This window comes from Rubritalea tangerina, from assembly GCF_042683245.1.
Classification (GTDB): domain Bacteria; phylum Verrucomicrobiota; class Verrucomicrobiia; order Verrucomicrobiales; family Akkermansiaceae; genus Rubritalea; species Rubritalea tangerina.
On the sequence record NZ_JBHUJB010000031.1, the window covers coordinates 34,404 to 55,477 of the forward strand.

Consider the following 21,074-nt stretch of genomic DNA (forward strand, 5'->3'; position numbering starts at 1 on the left):
AGAAATTGGGGGTTACCTAACAGGTAGTGCACGAGGTGGGGTTGAGGGTTCTTCTGGGAGGACTTCAGCGCGAATGGGGTGGTTATCGCAGGTGTGCTCAGGAATGAGGTCGATGGGGATGGAAGCAGTGTAAGCTGAGCGGTGGCTTTCACAGCCGGGAGTGGCGATTTGGGAGGTGAAGCGGCAGATGCGCACGTTTTGGAATGGGAATGTCGGCTTGAGGGAATGGGTTGGGTAGACGCGGGAGTCGGCGGCTTTCATGACATTTGCCCAGATTGGGAGTGCCAGAGTTGAGCCGTAGCCTCTACTCATTGTGCGCGTATTGTTATCCATACCGACCCAGACGGCGCATGTGAGTGAGCTTGTATAACCTGCGAACCAGGCATCTCGGTAATTATCTGTGGTGCCCGTCTTGCCGCCGGAGGGGGCTTTAAAATTGTAGACGCTTCGGAGGCTTGCTGCGGTGCCTCTTGTTGTGACTTCCTGAAGTGTGTTAGAAACTGACCATGCTGAGCCAGTTTTTGCGGCGGTGTAAGAAAGGGCTCCTGAGCCGGGGTAGACGACATTGCCATCGGCATCGGTAATTTGTGAGATGATGAAAGGGCGGTATATGGTTCCGCCATTGGAAAAGACGGTGTAGGCCTGAGCGACTTGTTGGGGGGTAGCTTCGAATGCTCCCAAGTAGGTAGCTGGTGTGTTAGGGATTTTTTGGTTAAAGCCAACTTTTCTAGCAGTTTCCAAGACATTGTTAATGCCAGCATAATCGCCGATACGTACTGAGGCAGTATTGCGGGATTTAGCGAGTGCTTCAGCGACAGTCATCATGCTTTTGTATTCACCATCAGAATTTGCTGGGGACCATGAGCGTTGTGCTCCTTTGATCTCTCCAGGGCGAATTCTACTGTCTCTGACCCAGGCGCCAGGCTGGAGGCCTTTATCGAAGGCGGACATGTAAACGAAGGGTTTGAAGAGCGAGCCAATTTGGCGTCTGCCGTGGAGAGCTCGGTTAAACTTTGATTCATCAGCATTTCGTCCACCGACGATGGCTCTGATGGCACCACTTTTGTTTTCGATACAGACGACAGCCCCTTGAAGGTACTTGGGCTCTTTTCGTTGTTGTTGGGGGATTCGGAGGTATTGGGGGCGGGTTTGGTGGGCGAAGCCTGAGCGTTTTTCCATTTTTGAGAGATGGGATTCAATGGCATGTTCGGCAGCTTTTTGAAGGTGAGGGTCGATGGTGGTGGTGATATGGAGTCCCCCCATTTGGATGTTGTGTTGTTCAAGGATGACTTCTAGGTCGCGGCGGATGGCGTCCATGGCGTAGGAATCGTGGATGATCCTTCTGCCATCAGGTCTGATCTTGAGTTGCTCTTTCTTTGCTGAGTCAGCTTGGTCTTGGGTAATGAATTCGTAATGGACCATTCTGCTGAGTGTGACATCGCGTTGTTCGACAGCTTTTTCGAAATTGACGAATGGTGAGAAGGCATTAGGGCCACGGATGATGCCAGCGAGCATGGCGGCTTCAGAGAGGCTCAACTGGGAGGCGGGTTTTTCAAAATAGGTTCGCGAAGCGGATTCGATGCCCCGAATCGAGTGGCCCCAGAAGATCCTGTTCATGTAATGCTGGAGAATTTCTTCTTTGTTGAAGCGATTTTCGATGCGAATGGCGATTGCCATCTCGAGGAGTTTGCCATCGACGGTTTTGCCTGCATAGCTGAAGGTGTTATCGGCGAGCTGCATTGTGATGGTGGAGGCTCCTTCTTTTTTGCCACGGGTGACGAAGCGGCTGAAGGCACGAGCAAGGCCTCTTGGGTCGATGGCACCATGGTCGTAGAAGCGTGCATCTTCTCGGGCGATAAGGGCCTTGATGAACCAGGGAGATATCTGGTCGAATTCTAACATCAATCTATTATCACCATGTACTGTGCCGATTTCAGTTTTTCCATCGTTGGCGTAGACGATGGATCGGGCTGGCATTTCTGTGACTTTATCGAGATCGTATGTTTGTGCTCTGAGTCCGTAGAAGACCGCCATGAGCAGAAAAATGAAGAGGCCGATGGAGGCGAGGGCAGCACCAGATTTTACAAGGAAGCGGTAGATGGGATGCCAACTTTTTGTGGCGTGCTCGAGCAAGATGAGCGGCCAGAAGACCAATTTGTAAAGCAGGCTGCGTCGTTTGGTGTTACGTTTGGCGACTTTTCGAGCGGGCTTTCGCTTATTTTTGGATTTTGCTGCTTTTCTGGCCGCCATAATGGATGAGATTGCAGCGGATTGGTTGCTGCTTGGGAGTATGTATGCATCAGGAATGCTAGAAAAACAACCCTGCGACGAGGGTAAAATTCATTTTGAGAATAAAAAAATGCAATCTATAGTGACGCTAGAAAATTGATACAGACTATGATTTTGCAGAAATTGAGCATTCCACTTGTATGTCTAGCGGTGATGGTTGACCAGCCAGTGTGGGCTACTCCGCCAGCGATAGAAGATTTGGCCTCACTGAAGAAGCTTCAGAGCCAGGTGGTTGAATTGGTTGAGAAGGTGCAGCCGGCGACGGTTTCATTGACTTCTGAGCGGACGGGAGCCTGGGGGAGTGGGGTTGTGGTATCGGAGAAAGGTCGGATTTTGACTGCGGCGCATGTGGTACAAGGAGCTTCGGTGGTGACAGTGATTTTTCCCGACGGTACTGAGACGACAGCAGCGGTGTTAGGGGCTAACCGAACAAAGGATACGGCGATGCTGCAGATCAATGAGGTAGGTGAGTATCCCCATGTTAAGCTAGGTGACTCAGATGCACTGAGTGTGGGAGATTTTTTAGTAGCTATGGGGCATGCTGGGGGGCACGACCCACTACGCAAGCCGCCAGTGAGGTTTGGTCGATTGATTTCCAAGAATATGGCGGGTTTTTTCACGAGTGATTGTACCTTGATTGGAGGTGATTCGGGTGGCCCTATTTTTGATATCGAGGGCAAACTGGTTGGGATTAATTCCTCAATTGGCGTGGATTGGAGTGCCAACAATCATGCTGGTATCAGTGCTTTAGTCGCTGACTGGAAACGCTTAGAAGCAGGAGAGACCTGGGGAAGGTTAAGTTCTAATCCATTTGCGAATGAGGACAGCCCGATTTTAGGGGTGGGGATTGTAGGGAGTACTCGGCAGGGAGTGCTTTTGGGGCAAGTGATCCCGGGGAGTCCGGCTCAGCGCTCGGGCATTAAGAAGGGGGACATTGTGGTGAGTGTGGATGGGAAGAAAGTGACTGACGGTGGTGCCTTATTGGTGGAGTTGAACCGTTTCCGCCCGGGGCAGTCAGTGAAGATGGAAATTCTTAGGGGGGAGGTGTTGATGGAAATCGAGCCAACCTTGGCGAGACGCGGAGACCTTTATCAACAGTAATTTTTTTATAGAAACAGATGATGTATAAACAACTTTCAGCAATTGTATTAGGGATACTGGTAAGCGGGATTGTTCATGGACAAAATCAGGAGCTTGCGCGTAGAGGATTGCCATTTTTGAGAACAGAAGACCAGAAGGTGCTCGGCCTTCAGGCTGATCAGTTTTTTAAGGCGATTGAGCCACTGTCCAAAGAAGCAGGGAAGCATGCCGTGAATGTTTTTTCTAATGGGCGGATGGTGTCACGAGGTACCGTCACCAAGGAAGGCATTCTCACGAAGTGGAGTGAATTGGTTTCAAAGGGAGATCGTATTTGGGTCGTAGGGCACGATGGCTCCAAGCATGAGGCTTTTGTTAAAGCAGTCTACCTTGAGTACGATTTGGCCTTACTGGATTATGGAAGTGGGCTACCGGCAGTTGATCTTGGTGCTGAGACAGATCTGAATCTGGGTGAATTTTTGTTGGCGGTAGGGCCAGCGAAGGATGCCCATGGTTTCGGGGTGGTGAGTGTGCTACCGAGAAGTTTGAGAGAATCTGACAAAGCATTTTTGGGAGTTCGGATGGATTTCAATCCCGTGAGTGGTGGTGGGGTGCGTTTGGAGTCAGTGGAGCGTGGCTCTGCGGCTGCAAGAGCAGGTCTACGACCAGGAGATGTGGTGACGCAAGTCAATGGAATCAAGGTGAATGGCTTACATGAAATGGGAAATAATCTTCAGACTTTACGGCCAGGAGACCAGGTGGGCATCCAGTTCTTGCGTGACGGGAAAGCCTTTCAAGTGGATGTGGTGCTCGGAGCTCGACCTGAATTGAAGCAATATTCGCCGCAACGCATGAAGCAAATGAAGCGCATGGGGGGAGCTATCAACGAGGTGGCTGAGGGGTTTCCTGAGGTGTTGCAATCCGATATGCAGGTGGATGCGATTGATGCAGGAAGCCCAGTATTTGATTTAGATGGTCGTTTTGTGGGAATTATTGTAGCGCGTGCAAGTCGCATTAAGACTTACATAGTGCCCGCGGATAAGATCATTCAGCAGCTTGAAAAAGAGCCGGATATGACCGCGAGTATGCAGAAGCAGGCACAGTTAATCGAACAACGGCGCAGTGGTTTGAGTGCGGCTGAAGCACAGGAGATTCGGAGGCTTCGCGAGATGATCCAACGTGCGGAGAGGAGGATATTGGAGATTGAATCACGCCCTTAAGTGTGAGTGTGGGGAGTAGGTCTATAAAAAGCTTCTAGTTTTTTCTTGCACAGAGCCGTGGAATCGTGCAGTTTCCCGCCGTCGCGAGCCCCAAGGGTGACCGGCATGTAACTCCGGCATAGCTCAGCGGTAGAGCGGGTGACTGTTAATCACTAGGTCCTTGGTTCGATCCCAAGTGCCGGAGCCATCAATAAGCCTCATTTCCGAAAAGGAAGTGAGGCTTACTTATTGTCTGTGGTAAGCCAGCTTATCAAGTTTGGTATGATTATGGAATTTATGTAAATCGTTTGACATGTTAGAAAGTGTGACCGATAGCTTCTTGACCTATGAATTCCAAATTATTAGTGCTTGCTTCGGCGACATCACTCCTACTTGGAGCCTCATTGCAGGCTCGGACATGGACAAGTAGTGATGGGATGAAGACCTTTGAAGCGAGTTTTAAGTCGTATGACAGCGAGACGAAGCAAGTCACTGTCATAAGAAAATATAAGAACATGAAGTTTGCTTTGGATGTCCTTTCAGAAGCTGACCAGAAATGGGTTAAGCAGAAAGTGGCTGAAGAGACGAAAAAGAAAGAACTTCAGGATGCCCCGTCGATTACAGAACAATTAGCAGAACAGGTGGTTGGCAGGCATCTGACTGATAAAACATTGTCACGATTAGAGGGGAAACGTTTTGTGAAGGCTCAGCTTGAGAAAGTTCCTGAGTACTACATCCTCTATTTCACCGCGAGCTGGTGACCACCCTGTAGAAGTTCTGCGCCACAGTTAGTGGCCAAATATAAGAATGAGATTGCTGGTTTAAGTAACATTGAATTCATTCACGTGAGTTTTGATGAGGATAAATCTGATGCACTAGCTTGGGCTATGAAGGCGAAGTTACCTTGGTTGCATGTATTACATAGCGATATAAGGAAATCTGGTTTAGGTAAGTATAAAAAGAACCGAGGGGTGCCAGAGTATGTAATGATCGATGCTAAAGGTAAGCTTATTGCTGACGATTCATTATCGGTATTTGCCAAAGCTGCTGAGCTTGGAAAATAAGCATCCACTAGGAATCTTTAGAGCGTCACTTTGCAGATTGCGAAGTGGCGTTTTTTTATTTTTTGAAGGATGTGAGGATTGGGTCTTAAGAAGTTGACGTCGAGAAAATCGACTCCTATGTTAGACGCGAATTTATGAAAAATCCTATCACAGTATCAGTCACTGGAGCTGCGGGGCAAATTGGCTACGCATTGTTATTTCGAATTGCATCTGGGGCGATGTTTGGCCCTGACCAGCCAGTAGCTTTACGTTTGATTGAGATCGAGGCGGCTTTGCCGGCTCTGGAAGGTGTTGTAATGGAGTTAGATGATTGTGCTTTTCCATTGTTAGCGGGAGTGACTACGACAGCGGATTTGGACGAAGGGTTTAGGGGGGCAAATTGGGCATTATTAGTGGGTTCTGTACCTCGTGGTCCGGGGATGGAGCGAAATGATTTACTTGGTATCAATGGGCAAATTTTCACGGGGCAGGGTGAGGCGATTGGCAGATCGGCGGCTGATGATGTGAGAGTTGTCGTTGTCGGGAATCCATGTAACACGAACTGCTTAATTGCGATGCGTCATGCAGCTGGGGTGCCGAGTGAGCGTTTTTTTGCGATGACACGCTTGGATGAGAACCGTGCGAAAAGCCAGCTTGCAGCCAAGGCTGGAGTGCATAGTTCAGATGTGACGAATATGTGCATTTGGGGCAACCATTCATCCACGCAATACCCAGATTTTTATAGTGCAAAGATTCAAGGCAAGCCGGTTACTGAGGTAATTGATGATATGGCATGGTTAAAGGACACCTTTATTCCTGCGGTACAGCAACGTGGTGCGGCAATTATTAAAGCGCGAGGAGCATCGTCTGCCGCCTCAGCAGCCAATGGCGTTGTGGATACGGTACGTAGTTTGTGCACACCTACAGCTGCTGGTGATTGGTTTAGTGTCGCTGTTTGTTCTCGGGGTGAATATGGGATTGAGGCTGGCTTAATCGCATCAATGCCGATTCGGACTGAGGATGGCAAGAGTTGGTCGGTGGTGGAGGGTGTTGAGTTGAGTGAGTATTCACGCGAGAAAATTGACGCCTCGGTAGCAGAGCTTCAGGGGGAGAGGGATGCGGTGAAGCATTTGTTGTAGGGGAAGGAGAGTTCTTGTTTCATAAGAAAGGCCCCGCATGGATGTGCGGGGCCTTTTCATTTATTATAAATGGTGGAGGCGATGGGAGTTGAACCCATGTCCTAGATGCCTTTCAGGCAAGCGTCTACATGTTTAGCTGTCAGAATGTTTTTAGGGATGAGCGAGTCTGTCAGCAGCTTTCTCAAACCGATTTTCCTGTTTAGATTCGCGAGTGGGTCCGGAAACCCGACCAACTGGCTAGTCCACTGGTGTTGTCGCGGCGGCCCTTAGCGGACGTGGGGGCGGCGGCGTTGCTGTCAATTAAGCAGCAAGTGCGAGCTCGTTAGAGTCTGCAATTATTTGTTTGAACGGCTTTTTAAGAGGCCAGCCGATCAACCTCTACATGCAGCAAGTCCTTCCAACATCCAGTCGAAACCAAAACGCCCCCGTAAATTGGGAAAATCATTTTAATTCGCTGACCGCAGTAGGTAGCAGCTAAGGGATAGGTCGCATGACTTAGGGGCTTTTGCAACCGAAATCTGTGGATTTCATGGGCTGATGCAGCGTTTTATAGGAGGAGGTTAAGCCTTGTTTGAAATAGATTTTGGGAGGTAGGGAGCGACAAAGGCATCGTGGAATGCATAAAGTTCTACAAAATCGCTTCTTTTGTCGCTGTCTTGTTTACCGAACATGCCTTCTTCGATCAAATTAAAGACCATGTCACCGATATCCGAACATTGAGAAAGGCCCCACTCGGAGAAGAGGGTGGAAGCCATTGGGCCGAATTCTTTTAGTGCTAATTCCTTGAACCCAAGCAGGAGTTCTTTCGCGGTGACATGCTGAGACATGTCAGGGTCTGTCTTTGTGTGTTCCTCGACGGTGTGATCGAGTGCTTGTTTGAGAAAGAGGTAGGCATCTGGCGAGAAGCGCTGATCGCGCTCGATGATATTCTTGAGTGCCTGTTCGAAATGCATAGGTTGCATAGGAATCAGAGTGCGAAGAGTGGGGCCGTCATGCAAGAGAAAGCTGCATTTTTATCTCTTTGTGAAGAGGGTGTGGATAAGTCTAAATCCATTGTGAATAAGTTCTGAAAAAACCGCAAAAACGGTTGTTTTTCGGGGCGAAATGGCTCTACCAAAGGCTTTAGGTTCCTGTTAGGTAGATGTTGGGTGAAATACTTGGGACTCTACTACGTTCAGTGATTTACGCATAGGTTTTCCTAACAGTGAAATTGAGTGTTATGTTGTAAGTTGTTTATATTGTGTGGTTTTGTGGGTCCGGTTGAGTTGTTGGTGTGACTTCACAAATTATTCACAAAAGTGAAGTCACTTGTTAGAATGAGTGGAATTCATGAACTGGTAGGGCATGGGTGGTGGTGGTTTATCGGGGCTTGGAGGAACTGGGAAGGGTATTGTGAATAACTTGGTAAAAAGTGCTCGAAATCTTTGATGGGCAGGGGGATTGGCGAGGGTGAGGGGGGCTGAAAAATTTGTCAGACAGTTTTTTTTGCTATCTGGAAACGCTTTGCTATGGTGCGCGCATGCGCATCGGAATATTGAACAGCGGAGGGGACTGTCCTGGGCTCAATGCTGTGATTCACGGAGTTGTGGGAGCGGCTTCAAAACTAGGGATGGAGGTGATTGGCTTTCGTGATGGTTTTGAAGGTTTGTTGCCACCAGGAGACTATGTGCGACTGGACCCAGCGGACACGGTAGGCATCATGAAACTGGGTGGGACGATTTTAGGGACAACCAATAAGAGTCATTTTGCGGCAAAAGTGGGTAGTGATGATTTAAAGCAGATTGCGGACAAGGTGGTTGATTTGACGAAGGAGACGATGGCATCTCTGGAGATTGGGGCATTGATTGTGGTGGGTGGGGATGGATCGTTGGGAACGGCACTGCATTTGTATCACGCAGGGGTGCCAATCATTGGGGTCCCAAAGACTATTGATAATGATTTGCAGGCGACAGCGATGACCTTTGGTTTCGACAGCGCGGTTTCCTGTGTGGTGGATGCTTTGGACAGGCTGCATACGACGGCTGTGAGTCACAAGCGTGTGATGGTGGTAGAGGTGATGGGGAGGTCTGCGGGGTGGATTGCCTTGTGGGGGGGGATAGCAGGAGGTGCGAATGTGGTGCTCATTCCTGAGATTGATTTTGATTTGGATAAGGTAGCGGCGTGTATTCGCGAACGTGAGGCTCGTGGTAATCACAGCACGATGATTGTTGTGGCAGAAGGTGCGCGGATGCCTGAGGGGGATTTGATTACGAAGGATGAGTGTGGCAATTCGATTCGACTCGGAGGGATTGGTGAAGTGGTTGCAGAGCGCATTGGAACATTGACGGGCAAGGAAACGCGGGCGTGTACATTGGGACATTTACAGCGTGGTGGCGAACCGACTTCGTTGGACCGGATTCTAGGCGCGCGATTTGGTGTCAAGGCGGTTGAGCTGGCGCATCAGAAGAAATTTGGGAGGATGGTGAGTTACCAAGCTTACCATGTGAGCAGCGTGACGATCGAGGAGGCTGTGCACAAAACGCGGACGGTAGAGCCGGATGGAGAGGTGGTGAACACAGCTCGTGCGATTGGTATTTGTCTTGGAGACTGAGAGGTGGATTAGAGGGGGGGAATTGTGACGGAAGCGTCTTAAATCGAGTGGATTTCGTCGATTTCTTGAAAAAAGTGTCAAAATTGGGGCTGAAACTGTTTATTCTGCTTGCTATAGGGCGAGGGATTTCTACATTGCCCGCCCCTTCTCGAAGGGAAAACTGATCAACTTCTTCCAGTGGCATGGATGTTGGAGCCCCGGTTCCGTGCTACTCATTCTGGGGCAATTCAGGAGGAAGATTGAATCAATAACATAAACAAAACAAACAATGAGCATTAATGCTGAACTCTCGGAGCTTATCGATTCTAAGTTCCGTGAATTTAAAGAAGGTACCATCGTTAATGGTACTATCATCGATATCCGTCCACAAGTTGTTCTCGTGGACATCGGCTACAAGTCCGAAGGCGCTATTCCATCTGCTGAATTCGAAGACGAAGAAATCGAAGTTGGTGATGGTGTAGAAGTTCTCCTCATGAAGCTTGAGGATGACAACGGCATGGTCGTACTCTCCAAGGAAAAAGCTGCACACAAGCAGAACTGGGAGAAGATCGTCAAGGTTTACGAAGACGGTGGTCTTGTCAAAGGCAAGGTCAAGAGCGTGGTCAAGGGTGGCCTTATGGTCAACGTTGGTGTTGAAGCATTCCTTCCTGGTTCACAGGTCGACATCATCCCACCAAAAGATCTCTCTGAGTACGTAGGTAAGATTTTTGAATTCAAGATCGTTAAGGTTAACGACGAGCGTAAGAACATCGTTCTTTCACGTCGTGAGGTGATCGAAGCTGAGCGTGCTGAAATGCGTCAGCAGTTCCTTCAAACTGTTGCTGTTGGTGACAAGGTTGAAGGTATTGTTAAGAACATCACTGACTTTGGTGCGTTCGTTGACCTTCAGGGCATGGACGGACTTCTTCACATCACTGACATGTCATGGGGACGTATTTCTCATCCATCTGAGATGCTTCACATCGGTCAGTCACTTGAAGTACAGATCCTTGACGTTGATCGTGACAAGGAGCGTGTTTCCCTTGGTATCAAGCAGATGCAAGATAACCCATGGGCTGACATCGAAGCGAAGTACCCAATTGGCCAGCACGTCAAAGGTAAGGTTACTAAGCTTCTTCCATACGGAGCATTCATCGAAATCGAGAAGGGTGTTGAAGGACTTGTGCACGTATCTGAGCTTTCTTGGGTTAAGCGCATCACACGTCCATCCGACGTTCTTGAGCTTGGTCAGGAGATTGAAGCAGTTGTTCTCGGTATTTCTATCGAAGAGCAGAAGATTTCTCTCGGCGTACGTCAGCTCGAAGAGAACCCATGGGATGCGATCGAAGCTCGCTACCCAATCGGTCAGCGCATCACAGGTGCTGTGCGTAACCTCACAACATACGGTGCATTCGTAGGTCTTGAGGAAGGCATTGACGGTATGATCCACGTATCCGATCTTTCATGGACACGTAAGATCAACCACCCATCTGAAGTTCTTAAGAAGGGTGATGAAGTGGAAGCTGTTGTTCTTTCCATCGATAAAGAGAACCAGCGTGTTTCTCTCGGTGTTAAGCAAGCTGAAACAGATCCATGGGCTGACATCGATGACAAGTTCAAGGTTGGCGACCTCGTTAAAGGTCAGGTTGCTAAGATTGCATCCTTCGGTGCGTTTGTTAACCTTCAGGACGACATCGACGGACTCATCCACATTTCTCAGCTTTCTGAGGATCACGTTGAGCGCGTCAAGGACGTACTCAAGGTTGGAGACGACGTTGAAGCACGCGTCATCAAGGTGGACAAAGTTGAGCGTCGTATCGGTCTTTCCATCAAGGCAGTTGAGTACTCAGAAGACGAGCTTCGCAAGGAGTCTCAGTCCTTCGAGACACTCAAGCCATCCAGCGAAATGGTTGGTCTCGAGCAGGCATTCAACCTCGCCTCAACTGGCGAAGAGTGGAGCCCATCCGAAGACTAATTCTTTCGACAAAGAATCAAAGCAAAGCGCTCTGGGGATGCCCAGGGCGCTTTTTTGTTTTGAGGGTGTGAAATTTCTATGTTCATGAGGTGTGAACTATTGTATCTGTTAGTGACTATACAAGTTTGCTTGTTTGATTATGGTAGAGAGAATTCAGAAGTTATTGGCGAGAGTGGACCGCAGGGATCGATGGTTAGTGGGGGTTTCAGGCGGGCGGGACTCGATTGCGCTAATGGAGTTATTGGTGAGAGCTGGGTTTAGCGATTTAGTGGTGGTGCATGTGAACCATCAACTGCGAGGGGGGGAGTCTGATTCTGATGCGCGATTTGTTGAGGAATTGGCAGGTCGTTGTGGTATTCCATTTTACCAAGAGGCGGTGGATGTGAAGGGGAGGATGGAAGCGGAGAAGAAGGGGATAGAGTTAGTGGCTAGGGAAGTTCGGCATGAAGTGTATGCGAGGGCACTGGTGGCTTATGAAGCTAAGGGTGTTTTGTTAGGCCACCATGCTGATGATCAAGCTGAGACGGTGTTATATAATCTATTACGTGGCTCCAATGGCTTGAAGGGGATACGCTTTGAGAATATTGTGAACATTGATGGAGTATCGATGCGCTTAGTGAGGCCTTTATTGGAGATTAGGCGTTCTGAGATTGATGATTACATTGCTAGGTATGAGATTGAATACCGTGAGGATGCGAGCAATGCTGAGGCGTTTACAGCGCGCAACAGGATTCGGCACGAGGTGATGCCCTTGTTGGTTGACATTATGCAGCGCGAAGTGGTGCCATCAATCAATGCAGCAGCTGAGGTGAGTCGGGAGCAGGGGGATTTTTTAGCTAAAGAGTTAGAGATGGATCAGTTGCTAGACCCACAGGGGAGAATCTTTTTACCCGCATTTAAAGAGCTGGACTTTGTGTTACAGCAGTCGGTAATTTTTCATTATCTCAAGCGGCATGGGGTGCCGGATTTGAGTCGTGATTTAGTGGCTCGATGTGTGGCGCTCAAGGATACGGATGTGGGAGCTAAGTGTAATTTACCGGGGGGGCGTTGGATGCGCCGCAAGGAGCAAAGGCTCTTCATTCAAGAGTAATGGGGGAGTCATTTGGTGATCGGGAGTATATACGCTTGAAATTCCCGGCTTAAACCTCCAGCAATGGGGCACACAAATTATTTTCAATCTAGAATATTATGGGACGCGCATTTGAATACCGGAGAGCATCAAAAGAGAAACGCTGGGACAAGATGTCCAAGCTTTTTCCTAAGTTAGGTAAGGCCATTACAGTGGCGGCTAAGGAGGGTGGAGAAGATCCTGAGGTGAATGCCAAGCTTCGTGCAGCGATTGCGACAGCCAAGGCTGAAAACATGCCTAAGGATAACATTGATAAGGCGATTGCACGTGCAACGGCCAAGGATGCCGTTTCCTACACTGAGGTGAATTATGAAGGTAAGGGGCCGCACGGAGTGTTAATTTGGGTGGAGTGCGCGACTGATAACAACACGCGTACATTCACGAATGTGAGAACGATTTTTAATAAGACGGGTGGGAGTTTGCTTCCATCTGGTGGCTTAGAATTTATGTTTACTCGCAAGGCTGTGGTGCAGTTCAAGAAACCAGAGGGGCAGGACATAGAAGAGATTGAGTTAGAGTTGATCGATCACGGTCTTGAGGAGATGGAGGATATGGGTGAAGAGGTGGTGGCATTTGGTGAGTTCACAAGTTTTGGGTCACTGTCTAAGGGGGTTGAGGAATTGGGCTTAGAGATCACGAAGGCTACTCCGGAACGCATCGCGAATAATGCGGCAGAATTCACGGAGGAGCAAATTGCTGAGATTGAGGTATTACTCGATAAATTAGAAGACGATGACGATGTTCAGAATGTCTTCACCAACATTGCTTAATCATAAAAGATGTTAGCTCCCACCTCCTTTAAAAGCATGAGGGGGGAGTCATTTTCATAGCCATGCAGTGGGGGGCTGCTGCATGGTCTAATTTCATTATTTGAGTTTATTGCAGAGGCTTCTCGTGGGCGTCTGCATGGAATCGTCTGGGGGAATATAATCTGAGGGTGAAGGCGCAGCTCATGAGGGCGTCTTTGAGTAAGCGTGAGATACAGGCTTTTGAAAATCTTCGGGCGCTAGTTTGGATGGGGAGGTTTAGAGTCTGTGGGCGGGTGTGTTTTTTGGCTCGAATGCAGAGATCTAGGTCCTCAAGTTGGAGGAGGGGCTGGTAGCCTCCGATTTGGTGGAAGAGTTGGGATTGGATGAAGATGGATTGATCACCGTAGGCGAGGAAGCAAGCTTTGGTGCGCCAATATGCCAGCCAACTAGTGACACGCAGGAGGGGGGAGTTTGGAGTAAAGTGTCTTTTGAAACAGCCGCAGAGGTGGTTGTTTTGGAGTGTGCGTTTGATGGCTTGGCAGGCGCCAGCTGGTAGGTGGGTGTCGGCGTGAAGAAAGAGTAGGCCATCGCAAGTGGCTAGATTGGCCCCTTGATTCATTTGTATGGCGCGGTTCGCGGCGTTTGCTACGGAGTATGTCAGTTTGTTGAAGGTGTTGCAAAACTTCTCAAGTTCGGGAGAGTAGGAAGAATCTACGATAATGATTTCATCGGCTTCATGGAACTCGTTCTGTTTTAGAAAGTCGAAGAGGTTAGAGCCTTCGTGGTGGATGGGCACTATAATGCTGAGTCTGATAGGCTGTGATTTTTTTTCGTTCAAACGCACGAATCGATTGTTGTTTGCGGCAAACTAGCGTAGTCTCGCGCTGTTACCACTATTTTGGTACATTCAACTATGGGGCAGAAGTCAAAACCAAAGGCTGCGGAGGCGTCAAAGATTTTGATCGTCTTGGCGAGCTTAGTTTTAGTGATCGCGGGAGCCAAGGCTTCTGCGGACTTTGTTGTACCTGTATTACTGGCGTTTTTTATCGCGACGGTCAGTTTTCCAATCACGCATTGGTTACGTGAGCATCGGGTGCCGAGGGCCTTAGCTGTGTTTATCACGGTTTTGGTGGATTTTGCCTTTTTAGCGGGGGTGGTGCTGTTAGGTATCATGTTGATTGGTGAGTTACAGACGAAGTGGGAGAGTAAGTATTATGATTTAACGAAAGACCGGGTTACGCAGTTGGCGGACAACACCTCGGCATTTATGGATAAGTGGGGGATGTTGAGTATCAGTGGAGAGTCTGCAGAGGGTGAAGCTATTGATGGTGGGGAGGATAGTGGAGCGGGAGGGATTCCGAGAGCGATTGTAGAAGAGGACCTATCTGAGAGTGAGATTGCAGTATCTGAGGGTATTGAGGCGGCGACGAATCCAGCTGTGGGGCAGGCGACACGGCCTGGCTTAGAGATTTTGACTGAGGAATTACTGAAGTACCTGAGTGTGAACAAGGTGGTTCAGTTGGGGACTGACTTTTTAGGCAAGTTGGTATCGTTTTTGGGGACAACATTCATTGTGATGTTATTGACGGTGTTTATGTTAAGTGAGGCACGGATGTTTGGGCGGAGGTTTAATGCTATTTGCGAGGCCCGCGGACCGAACATTCAACGCATGCTGAGTGCGACCAAGGACATCCAACGGTATTTGGGAATTAAGACTTTGGTGAGTTTAATGACTGGCTTTTTGGCTGGGGTTTTGTGTTGGGCAGTGGGCTTAGAATTTCCGCTGCTATGGGGGATCTTGGCTTTTGCGCTTAACTACATTCCTGCAATTGGCTCAGTAATTGCGGGGATTCCGCCTGTATTGCTTTCCTTGTTGGTTACTGGGGATTGGAAGCATGCGGTAGTAGTGGGAGGTGGGTATTTGTTGATCAATGGCTTGCTAGGCAACTTTTTGGAGCCGACTTTGTTAGGGAGAAGGTTTGGTATTTCGACCTTGGTGGTAGTGATTTCGGTGATTTTCTGGGGGTGGATATGGGGACCTATTGGGATGTTGTTGGCGGTGCCACTGACAATGCTGGTGAAGGTAGCTATGGACAATAGCGCGGATTTCCGATGGATCGCAGTAGCGATAAGTAAGGAAGATCGCAATGCTGTTGGGGCGAGTGACGAGCAAATCCTCATGGATGCTGTAGCTCAGTCCCATGAGGCTGAGGAGAAGCGTCAGAAGCTCTCGGAGGACACCACTAAGTTATCCCATATGTTCCCAGAGTCTTAGGAACTCCTGTTGGAATTGGCGCACAAGTTGTTTGTGGTTGGTAACCGTGACATTTTCATTATTTTCAGCAGCAGCTGAGCGCGTCCAATTGTAGCTGCCGTTGAGGAGCTTATTGCTGTCGGAGATAGCGAACTTGTGGTGCATGTGAGCCTCAGTGTTGTCGCAGCGGCAATTGACACCTTGATCGATAAGGTAGTCAAAGTCTGAGCCGAGGTCTTCAGATTTATCGTTATCTGAGATGATACGTATGGCGACGCCACGTTTGTGGCTGGCGATAATTTCTTCGACGATTCGATTATCGGTGATGGTGAAAACGCAGATGTCGAGCGAGTGTTGGGCTTCACGGATGAAGCGTTTGATCCGATGGAGGCAGTCGTCGCCTGGCGAGAAAAATGCGGATGCTTTGATTTCAGCTTCCTTTGAATAGAGCAGCTTGATGACTGACTGGAGCCAGTCCATGGCGGCGAGCTCACCAATCTCACCGATGGATTTTGTACAGAGGCGAAAAGCGAGTTGTCTGACCTTTGCTTGCTCGGCGACGTTTCCTTGAATCGTAGCGAGGAGGTCTTTCAGCTCTTTGCGCTCTGAGCGTGAAATGGAAAAGTCCTCCAGGGAATCTGCGAGGACTTGTTCTAAGTATTGAACGTTGTTCAATGATTTAAGTATTAGGTTTTATCTGATAGTAGGCAGGGTGCGCTACGCGGATCACTGTTAGTCGTTTTTGAGGACTCGGATAAAGGCGTCTTGAGGGATATTGACTTTACCGATGGCCTTCATCTTCGCTTTACCTTTTTTCTGCTTTTCGAGGAGTTTACGCTTACGCGAGATATCACCGCCGTAGCATTTTGCGGTGACATTTTTGCGCATGGCGGAGATCGATTCACGGGCGATAATCTTACCACCGATGGCAGCCTGGATAGCGACGACGAAGAGTTGTTGAGGGATGACAGTCTTGAGGCGCTCACAGAGTTGGCGACCGTAGTGTTCCGCTTTTTCACGGTGTACGATGGTTGCAAAAGCATCTACTGGTTCACCAGCGATGAGGATGTCCATTTTAACCATTTTGGCGGCGCGGTAGCCATCGTGTTCGTAGTCCATGGAGCCATAGCCGCGCGTCATGGATTTAAGGCGGTCGTTGAAGTCGACGAGGATTTCGGCGAGGGGCATGCGGCAGGTGAGCATGACACGGAGGTCATCGATGGTCTCGGTATTTTCCATGTCACCACGTTTCTCCATAATAAGCTTCATGAGGTCACCGATGTAATCACCTGGTGTCATGATGTAGACTCGCACCATTGGTTCGCGGATTTCTTGGATCGCTTGTGAGTCAGGAAGCATGCATGGGTTATCGACAATGATTTCCTCACCATCGGTCTGAGTGACCTCGTAAATTACCGATGGGTAGGTGGAAATGATGTCCATGTTGAACTCGCGGCGCAGGCGTTCTTGGATGATTTCCATGTGGAGGAGTCCGAGGAAACCACAGCGGAAGCCGAAGCCGAGGGCTGCGGAAGATTCGGACATGAAGGAGAAAGCCGCATCGTTGATTTGGAGTTTTGCAACCGCGACTTTGAGAGCCTCATAGTCGGAGGTGTCGACTGGGTAGATGCCTGCGAAAACCATGGGTTGGATTTCTTTGAAGCCAGGAAGTGCTTCTGGGCATGGGTTCTTGGACTCGGTCATGGTGTCGCCGATTTTCACCTCATTGGCGGACTTCATGTTTGCGATCACGTAGCCAACGTCACCAGCGACGAGTTCATCGCGCTTGGTCATTGCTGGGGTGAAGACACCGACTTCTTTAATTTCGTAGGTGTTTGGAGTGTGGAAAAACTTGATACGTGTGCCGCGTTTCATTTTACCTGACATGACGCGAACATAGGATACGACACCTCGGAAGTTGTCGTAGACCGAGTCAAAGACGGAAGCGCGGAGGAGTTCGTCTTCTGGTTGATCTGGAGCAGGGATGCGCTCAACGATGGCTTCGAGGATGTCTTCGATGCCGATGCCTGCTTTTGCGGATGCGGGAATGGCTTCCTCAGCTGGAATGCAAATAATGTCTTCGAGTTGCTTATGGACCTTGGGGAGGTCTGCAGAAGGGAGGTCAATTTTGTTGATAACGGGAACGATTTGCAGCTCTTGCTCGTTAGCGAGGTGGAGGTTTGCCATGGTTTGAGCTTCGACGCCTTGGGCGGCATCGACGATGAGTATGGCGCCTTCACAGGCGGCAAGTGAGCGGGAGACCTCGTAGGAGAAATCAACGTGTCCTGGGGTATCCAGCAAGTTGAGCTGGTAGCGTTTCCCGTCTTTAGCTTTGTAGTACATGCTCACTGGGTGGGATTTGATAGTAATCCCGCGCTCTCTCTCGAGGTCCATAGCATCGAGTAGCTGATCTTGCTGCTCGCGCTCGGTGATCGTCTTGGTGAATTCAAGGAGTCGGTCGGAGAGCGTGGTTTTGCCGTGGTCGATATGTGCGATGATCGAAAAGTTACGTGTGAGCTCGATGGACATGGTAGGTATGATCTCAGATGCGTTTGTTTGCCGATGCAGGTTGGGTGACTAGCTCGGCAGGATTCTTGTGGACGAAAGAGAATCCAAGTTGCGGGTATTTTACAGCAAAAAGTGCGTGATTCCGATGATTTATGCGATTGGGGACGAATGGCTTGGTGTGAGGAGGGTGGTGGGAAGCGTTTGGGGTTTGTGAAAGATCTGATAGATTCTCTCGCTCTGCGCTAAAATGTTGGTATGAATTTCAGGTGATGAAATGGAAATCGGCAGCAATGGCATTGGCTGGAATGGGAGTTGTTTGGGCGAGTTCCTGTTCACCGGCTCAGAGGTTTTACCAGGCTCAGACAGCAGTTCCCAAGAAACCGTGGCAGGGAACATCTGGGAAGTGGGGGGGCTATAGTGACACACGCCTCTCAGGAGGTGGGCATAAGGTTCAATTTACGGGCTACAACGAGCCAGATGCTAATGCGTGTGCCTATTTTGTTACGGTGCGTGCAGCTGAGCTTGCTGTGCTGGATGGTCAGATGGGCTATTACAGCAAGGGGCCAAGCACGCAGATTGATATTGAAGAGAGTAATTTTCCTGAGCGTGTGATTCCAGGGTATTGGGATGATGTCCCAGTTGTGGATTACATTTCTGACGGGCAGGGCAATGTGGTGCCAGTGACGACGTATCGATCGGTTTGGGTGCCGCCGGAGAGGATTCCTCCACATACCGCCATTAACAAGATTAACCGAGCGACGATGACGATGGATTATTCTGGTGGTGGAAAGCGGTATGACGCACTGAGTATTCTGCAGGGAGCCCATACGAATCAACAAAAGTTGGGGCGTGTGACGATTGACCCTAAGGTGGTTGCGATACTCAAGGGGAAGCAGTGACGTGGAAGGTCATCTTGATGACCTCTGTGAGGTGATGACTTGAGAGTTGGGTTTCATGGCGCATTTGCTAGGAAATGCTTATGAAGAGCCCTGTCGTCAGCAATATAGATTTAGTCGAGGTGGAGTTAGAGGACGGTTTGGTTGCGCACCAATGTCCCAAAAGTAAGGGTTATTACATTTCACCCCAGGCTTATTGGGAGTGGTTGCGACAGCAGCCCGAACGGCTTGCCCATTTACCTGCTGCTACGGGGCCAGTACCTCAGATCGAGGGGAGTCAGGGGGCTAAGGTGTGTCCTGAATCGGGCACGATTATGTTACGTTACAAGGTGGGTCACGGGTTTCCATTTAGCATTGATCGATCGATGACTGGAGGAGTATGGCTCGACGCTGGCGAGTGGGAGGCGCTCAAAGAGCGGCAGTTTCACGATGAGATCCATTTGATATTCACAGCTCCTTGGCAGAAAGCGATACGTGATGCTCAAGGGTTGGTAACTCGGAAAGAGTTGATGGAGGAGCGCTTCGAGCATGATCTGTTGGAGAAGCTGGATGAGATTAAAGGTTTACTTGAGGGACACCCGTATCGGGAATTTGCGGTCGCGTATCTGGGGCGCTCTGAGCAAGGTGCGCAGGGTACGCAAGAGTGATATAGCTAGTCAGGTGTGGTTGCCGTGGCCGCGTAGAGCGGAGTCAGGTGTGGTTGCCGCGGCCGCGTAGAGCGGATGTACTATGTAAAAAAGAAGGCCTCCACCATGAGGGGGAGGCCTGAGAGTGCGATTGTGAGCGGCGCGTGCTTAGAAGGGGAACTTGCCGCCTTTGCCACCTCCGAGTTTTTTGCCGAGGTCGCCGAGTTTGCTCATATCGAGGTCGTCCATGTTGAGGTCATTGCCACCCATGCCGCCGAGCATATCGTTCATTCCTTCCATGCCACCCATTTGTTTCATCATTTGCTTCATTTTTCCTTTGGAGCGCATCATCTTACGCATTTCTCCAAATTGTTTGAGCAAGCGGTTGACTTCGAGGACTGAGGTGCCGGAGCCCATGGCAATGCGTTTGCGGCGGGTGCCTTTGATGATTTCGGGGCGAGCACGCTCTTTTGGGGTCATGGAGAGGACGATGGCCTCCATGTGCTTCATTTTGTCGGTATTGAGAGCATCTGAAGGAAGTTGCTTTTTGAGCTTCTTCATACCAGGAAGCATGTTGAGGAGTCCGTCGAGTGGTCCGAGCGAGCGGATCATCTTCATTTGGCTGAGGAAGTCATTGAAGTCGAACTGTCCTGAGCCCATACGTTCTGCTGCCTTGAGGGCCTCTTTTTCGTCAATTTTGTCGGCAACATGTTCGACCATTGAGACGATGTCGCCCATGTCGAGAATGCGTCCGGCCATGCGTTCTGGGTGGAACTCGGTGAAGTCTTCAATTTTCTCACCTTCACCAGCGTATTTGATGGGTTTGCCGGTGATTGTACGCATGGAGAGGGCGGCGCCGCCTCGGGCGTCACCGTCGAGCTTGGTGAGGACGATACCTGTGATACCGACAGCTTCATCGAAGTGGCTAGCGACTGAGACCGCCTGTTGGCCAGTGGCGGCATCAGCCACGAGCAAGGTTTCTTTGGGGCTAAGGAACTGGTGTAGTTCTTTAAGTTCTCCGATGAGTTTCTCATCAATTTCTTGTCGGCCAGCGGTATCGAAGATCATCAGGGTGCCATTTTGGCCATCGGCCCATTTGAGGGCATCTTTGGCTACCTTCACGAGATCAGTTTCGGATGGATCTGGTGTGTAGACTGGAACGTCGATCTGTTTGGCGAGGGTGGCGAGCTGGTCGATAGCAGCGGGTCGATAGAGGTCGCATGCTACAAGTAATGGGCGTCTGCCTTCTTTTTTGAGTCTAGCTGCGAGCTTGGCGGACGTGGTTGTTTTACCGGCACCGTTCAGACCGACCATCATGATGCGTGCTGGCGGCGTAAGGTCGAGTGGTTCGTTATCACCGCCAAGAAGAGTTGTGAGCTCGTCATGGAAAATTTTTACGATTTGTTCGCTCGGCTTGACTGACTTGAGGACTTTTTCACCAAGTGCTTGTTCTTTGACGTTGGCGATAAATTTTTTGGCGACAGTGAAGTCGACGTCGGCTTCTAACAACGCAAGGCGCACTTCGCGAAGGGCATCACTGATATTTTTTTCAGAGATTTTGCCATCACCACGGAGGTTTTTGAAGGCGTTTTCGAGTGAGTCTGAGAGTGAGTTAAACATA

Annotated in this window: 18 protein-coding genes, 1 tRNA gene and 1 other RNA gene; 13 read left to right on the forward strand and 7 right to left on the reverse strand. The window is 49.6% G+C overall.

The genetic code is table 11. The annotated features are described in order from the left end of the window. Positions 1–12: 12 nt before the first annotated feature. Positions 13–2,250 carry a transglycosylase domain-containing protein gene (locus tag ACFSW8_RS07035; RefSeq protein WP_377177811.1) on the reverse strand — a complete coding sequence of 746 codons (2,238 nt, stop codon included), beginning with the start codon at positions 2,248–2,250 and terminating at the stop codon, positions 13–15. Between the two features lie 147 nt (positions 2,251–2,397). On the opposite strand from ACFSW8_RS07035, the gene ACFSW8_RS07040 reads away from it, so the two are divergent. From ACFSW8_RS07040 to ACFSW8_RS07065, 6 genes are all read left to right on the forward strand, one after another. Then, a complete protein-coding gene (locus ACFSW8_RS07040; RefSeq protein WP_377177813.1) occupies positions 2,398–3,390 on the forward strand; it encodes a S1C family serine protease in 993 nt (330 codons plus the stop codon). A gap of 116 nt (positions 3,391–3,506) precedes the next feature. Further along, positions 3,507–4,586 carry a S1C family serine protease gene (locus ACFSW8_RS07045; protein WP_377177815.1) on the forward strand — a complete coding sequence of 360 codons (1,080 nt, stop codon included), beginning with the start codon at positions 3,507–3,509 and terminating at the stop codon, positions 4,584–4,586. A gap of 112 nt (positions 4,587–4,698) precedes the next feature. Then, positions 4,699–4,773: transfer RNA gene (locus ACFSW8_RS07050), tRNA-Asn, on the forward strand. Between the two features lie 139 nt (positions 4,774–4,912). Then, the gene (locus ACFSW8_RS07055; RefSeq protein WP_377090943.1) at positions 4,913–5,326 is read left to right on the forward strand and encodes a hypothetical protein; all 414 of its coding nucleotides are present in this window, start codon (positions 4,913–4,915) and stop codon (positions 5,324–5,326) included. A 30-nt stretch (positions 5,327–5,356) separates the two neighbouring features. Then, complete coding sequence (locus ACFSW8_RS07060; protein WP_465270187.1) at positions 5,357–5,629, forward strand: TlpA family protein disulfide reductase; 273 nt, start codon at positions 5,357–5,359, stop codon at positions 5,627–5,629. Positions 5,630–5,763: 134 nt separating this feature from the next. Next, positions 5,764–6,747, forward strand: a complete 984-nt coding sequence (locus ACFSW8_RS07065) for a malate dehydrogenase (protein WP_377090942.1) — start codon at positions 5,764–5,766, stop codon at positions 6,745–6,747. A gap of 70 nt (positions 6,748–6,817) precedes the next feature. Here ACFSW8_RS07065 and ssrA read toward each other — a convergent pair. Together ssrA and ACFSW8_RS07075 are read right to left on the reverse strand one after the other, a co-directional pair. Then, positions 6,818–7,174, reverse strand: a transfer-messenger RNA (tmRNA) gene (ssrA, locus tag ACFSW8_RS07070). Positions 7,175–7,307: 133 nt separating this feature from the next. Beyond that, a complete protein-coding gene (locus ACFSW8_RS07075) occupies positions 7,308–7,709 on the reverse strand; it encodes a Minf_1886 family protein (protein ID WP_377090941.1) in 402 nt (133 codons plus the stop codon). Between the two features lie 557 nt (positions 7,710–8,266). Here ACFSW8_RS07075 and ACFSW8_RS07080 point away from each other — a divergent pair. From ACFSW8_RS07080 to ACFSW8_RS07095, 4 genes are all read left to right on the forward strand, one after another. After that, complete coding sequence (locus ACFSW8_RS07080; protein WP_377091592.1) at positions 8,267–9,337, forward strand: 6-phosphofructokinase; 1,071 nt, start codon at positions 8,267–8,269, stop codon at positions 9,335–9,337. A gap of 268 nt (positions 9,338–9,605) precedes the next feature. Then, positions 9,606–11,291, forward strand: a complete 1,686-nt coding sequence (locus ACFSW8_RS07085; RefSeq protein WP_377090938.1) for a 30S ribosomal protein S1 — start codon at positions 9,606–9,608, stop codon at positions 11,289–11,291. Between the two features lie 139 nt (positions 11,292–11,430). Beyond that, on the forward strand, positions 11,431–12,381 hold the full coding sequence (gene tilS / locus ACFSW8_RS07090; protein ID WP_377090937.1) for a tRNA lysidine(34) synthetase TilS: 951 nt from the start codon (positions 11,431–11,433) through the stop codon (positions 12,379–12,381). A gap of 98 nt (positions 12,382–12,479) precedes the next feature. Next, entirely contained in the window at positions 12,480–13,190 is a 711-nt protein-coding gene (locus tag ACFSW8_RS07095) for a YebC/PmpR family DNA-binding transcriptional regulator (RefSeq protein WP_377090936.1), read from the forward strand. Positions 13,191–13,296: 106 nt separating this feature from the next. On the opposite strand, the gene ACFSW8_RS07100 is transcribed toward ACFSW8_RS07095, so the two are convergent. After that, positions 13,297–14,013 (reverse strand): glycosyltransferase, encoded by a 717-nt coding sequence (locus tag ACFSW8_RS07100; protein ID WP_377090935.1) that lies wholly within the window; start codon positions 14,011–14,013, stop codon positions 13,297–13,299. Positions 14,014–14,082: 69 nt separating this feature from the next. On the opposite strand from ACFSW8_RS07100, the gene ACFSW8_RS07105 reads away from it, so the two are divergent. After that, positions 14,083–15,444, forward strand: a complete 1,362-nt coding sequence (locus ACFSW8_RS07105; protein ID WP_377177818.1) for an AI-2E family transporter — start codon at positions 14,083–14,085, stop codon at positions 15,442–15,444. Here the strand turns inward: ACFSW8_RS07105 and ACFSW8_RS07110 are convergent. Continuing rightward, positions 15,418–16,098, reverse strand: coding sequence for a phospholipase D-like domain-containing protein (locus ACFSW8_RS07110; RefSeq protein WP_377090933.1), 681 nt, complete (start codon positions 16,096–16,098; stop codon positions 15,418–15,420). The two genes, ACFSW8_RS07105 and ACFSW8_RS07110, sit on opposite strands and share 27 nt — an antisense overlap. A 57-nt stretch (positions 16,099–16,155) precedes the next feature. Then, positions 16,156–17,952: a translation elongation factor 4 gene (gene lepA, locus ACFSW8_RS07115; protein WP_377090932.1), complete on the reverse strand. Its 1,797-nt coding sequence runs from the start codon at positions 17,950–17,952 to the stop codon at positions 16,156–16,158. Positions 17,953–18,200: 248 nt separating this feature from the next. On the opposite strand from lepA, the gene ACFSW8_RS07120 reads away from it, so the two are divergent. Continuing rightward, on the forward strand, positions 18,201–18,830 hold the full coding sequence (locus ACFSW8_RS07120) for a hypothetical protein (protein WP_377090931.1): 630 nt from the start codon (positions 18,201–18,203) through the stop codon (positions 18,828–18,830). An 80-nt stretch (positions 18,831–18,910) separates the two neighbouring features. After that, the gene (locus tag ACFSW8_RS07125) at positions 18,911–19,474 is read left to right on the forward strand and encodes a TFIIB-type zinc ribbon-containing protein (protein WP_377090930.1); all 564 of its coding nucleotides are present in this window, start codon (positions 18,911–18,913) and stop codon (positions 19,472–19,474) included. Between the two features lie 147 nt (positions 19,475–19,621). On the opposite strand, the gene ffh is transcribed toward ACFSW8_RS07125, so the two are convergent. After that, entirely contained in the window at positions 19,622–21,073 is a 1,452-nt protein-coding gene (gene ffh / locus ACFSW8_RS07130) for a signal recognition particle protein (protein WP_377090929.1), read from the reverse strand. Position 21,074: the final 1 nt, after the last annotated feature.

Bases quoted from the DNA above. Each gene is read 5' to 3' on its own strand.
- ACFSW8_RS07085 (WP_377090938.1), top strand. From the start codon at position 9,606: ATGAGCATTAATGCTGAACTCTCGGAGCTTATCGATTCTAAGTTCCGT.
- ACFSW8_RS07125 (WP_377090930.1), top strand. From the start codon at position 18,911: ATGAAGAGCCCTGTCGTCAGCAATATAGATTTAGTCGAGGTGGAGTTA.
- ACFSW8_RS07105 (WP_377177818.1), top strand. From the start codon at position 14,083: ATGGGGCAGAAGTCAAAACCAAAGGCTGCGGAGGCGTCAAAGATTTTG.
- ACFSW8_RS07120 (WP_377090931.1), top strand. From the start codon at position 18,201: ATGAAATGGAAATCGGCAGCAATGGCATTGGCTGGAATGGGAGTTGTT.
- ACFSW8_RS07075 (WP_377090941.1), bottom strand. From the start codon at position 7,709: ATGCAACCTATGCATTTCGAACAGGCACTCAAGAATATCATCGAGCGC.
- ACFSW8_RS07040 (WP_377177813.1), top strand. From the start codon at position 2,398: ATGATTTTGCAGAAATTGAGCATTCCACTTGTATGTCTAGCGGTGATG.
- tilS (WP_377090937.1), top strand. From the start codon at position 11,431: ATGGTAGAGAGAATTCAGAAGTTATTGGCGAGAGTGGACCGCAGGGAT.
- lepA (WP_377090932.1), bottom strand. From the start codon at position 17,952: ATGTCCATCGAGCTCACACGTAACTTTTCGATCATCGCACATATCGAC.
- ACFSW8_RS07065 (WP_377090942.1), top strand. From the start codon at position 5,764: ATGAAAAATCCTATCACAGTATCAGTCACTGGAGCTGCGGGGCAAATT.
- ACFSW8_RS07055 (WP_377090943.1), top strand. From the start codon at position 4,913: ATGAATTCCAAATTATTAGTGCTTGCTTCGGCGACATCACTCCTACTT.
- ACFSW8_RS07035 (WP_377177811.1), bottom strand. From the start codon at position 2,250: ATGGCGGCCAGAAAAGCAGCAAAATCCAAAAATAAGCGAAAGCCCGCT.
- ffh (WP_377090929.1), bottom strand. From the start codon at position 21,073: ATGTTTAACTCACTCTCAGACTCACTCGAAAACGCCTTCAAAAACCTC.
- ACFSW8_RS07080 (WP_377091592.1), top strand. From the start codon at position 8,267: ATGCGCATCGGAATATTGAACAGCGGAGGGGACTGTCCTGGGCTCAAT.
- ACFSW8_RS07095 (WP_377090936.1), top strand. From the start codon at position 12,480: ATGGGACGCGCATTTGAATACCGGAGAGCATCAAAAGAGAAACGCTGG.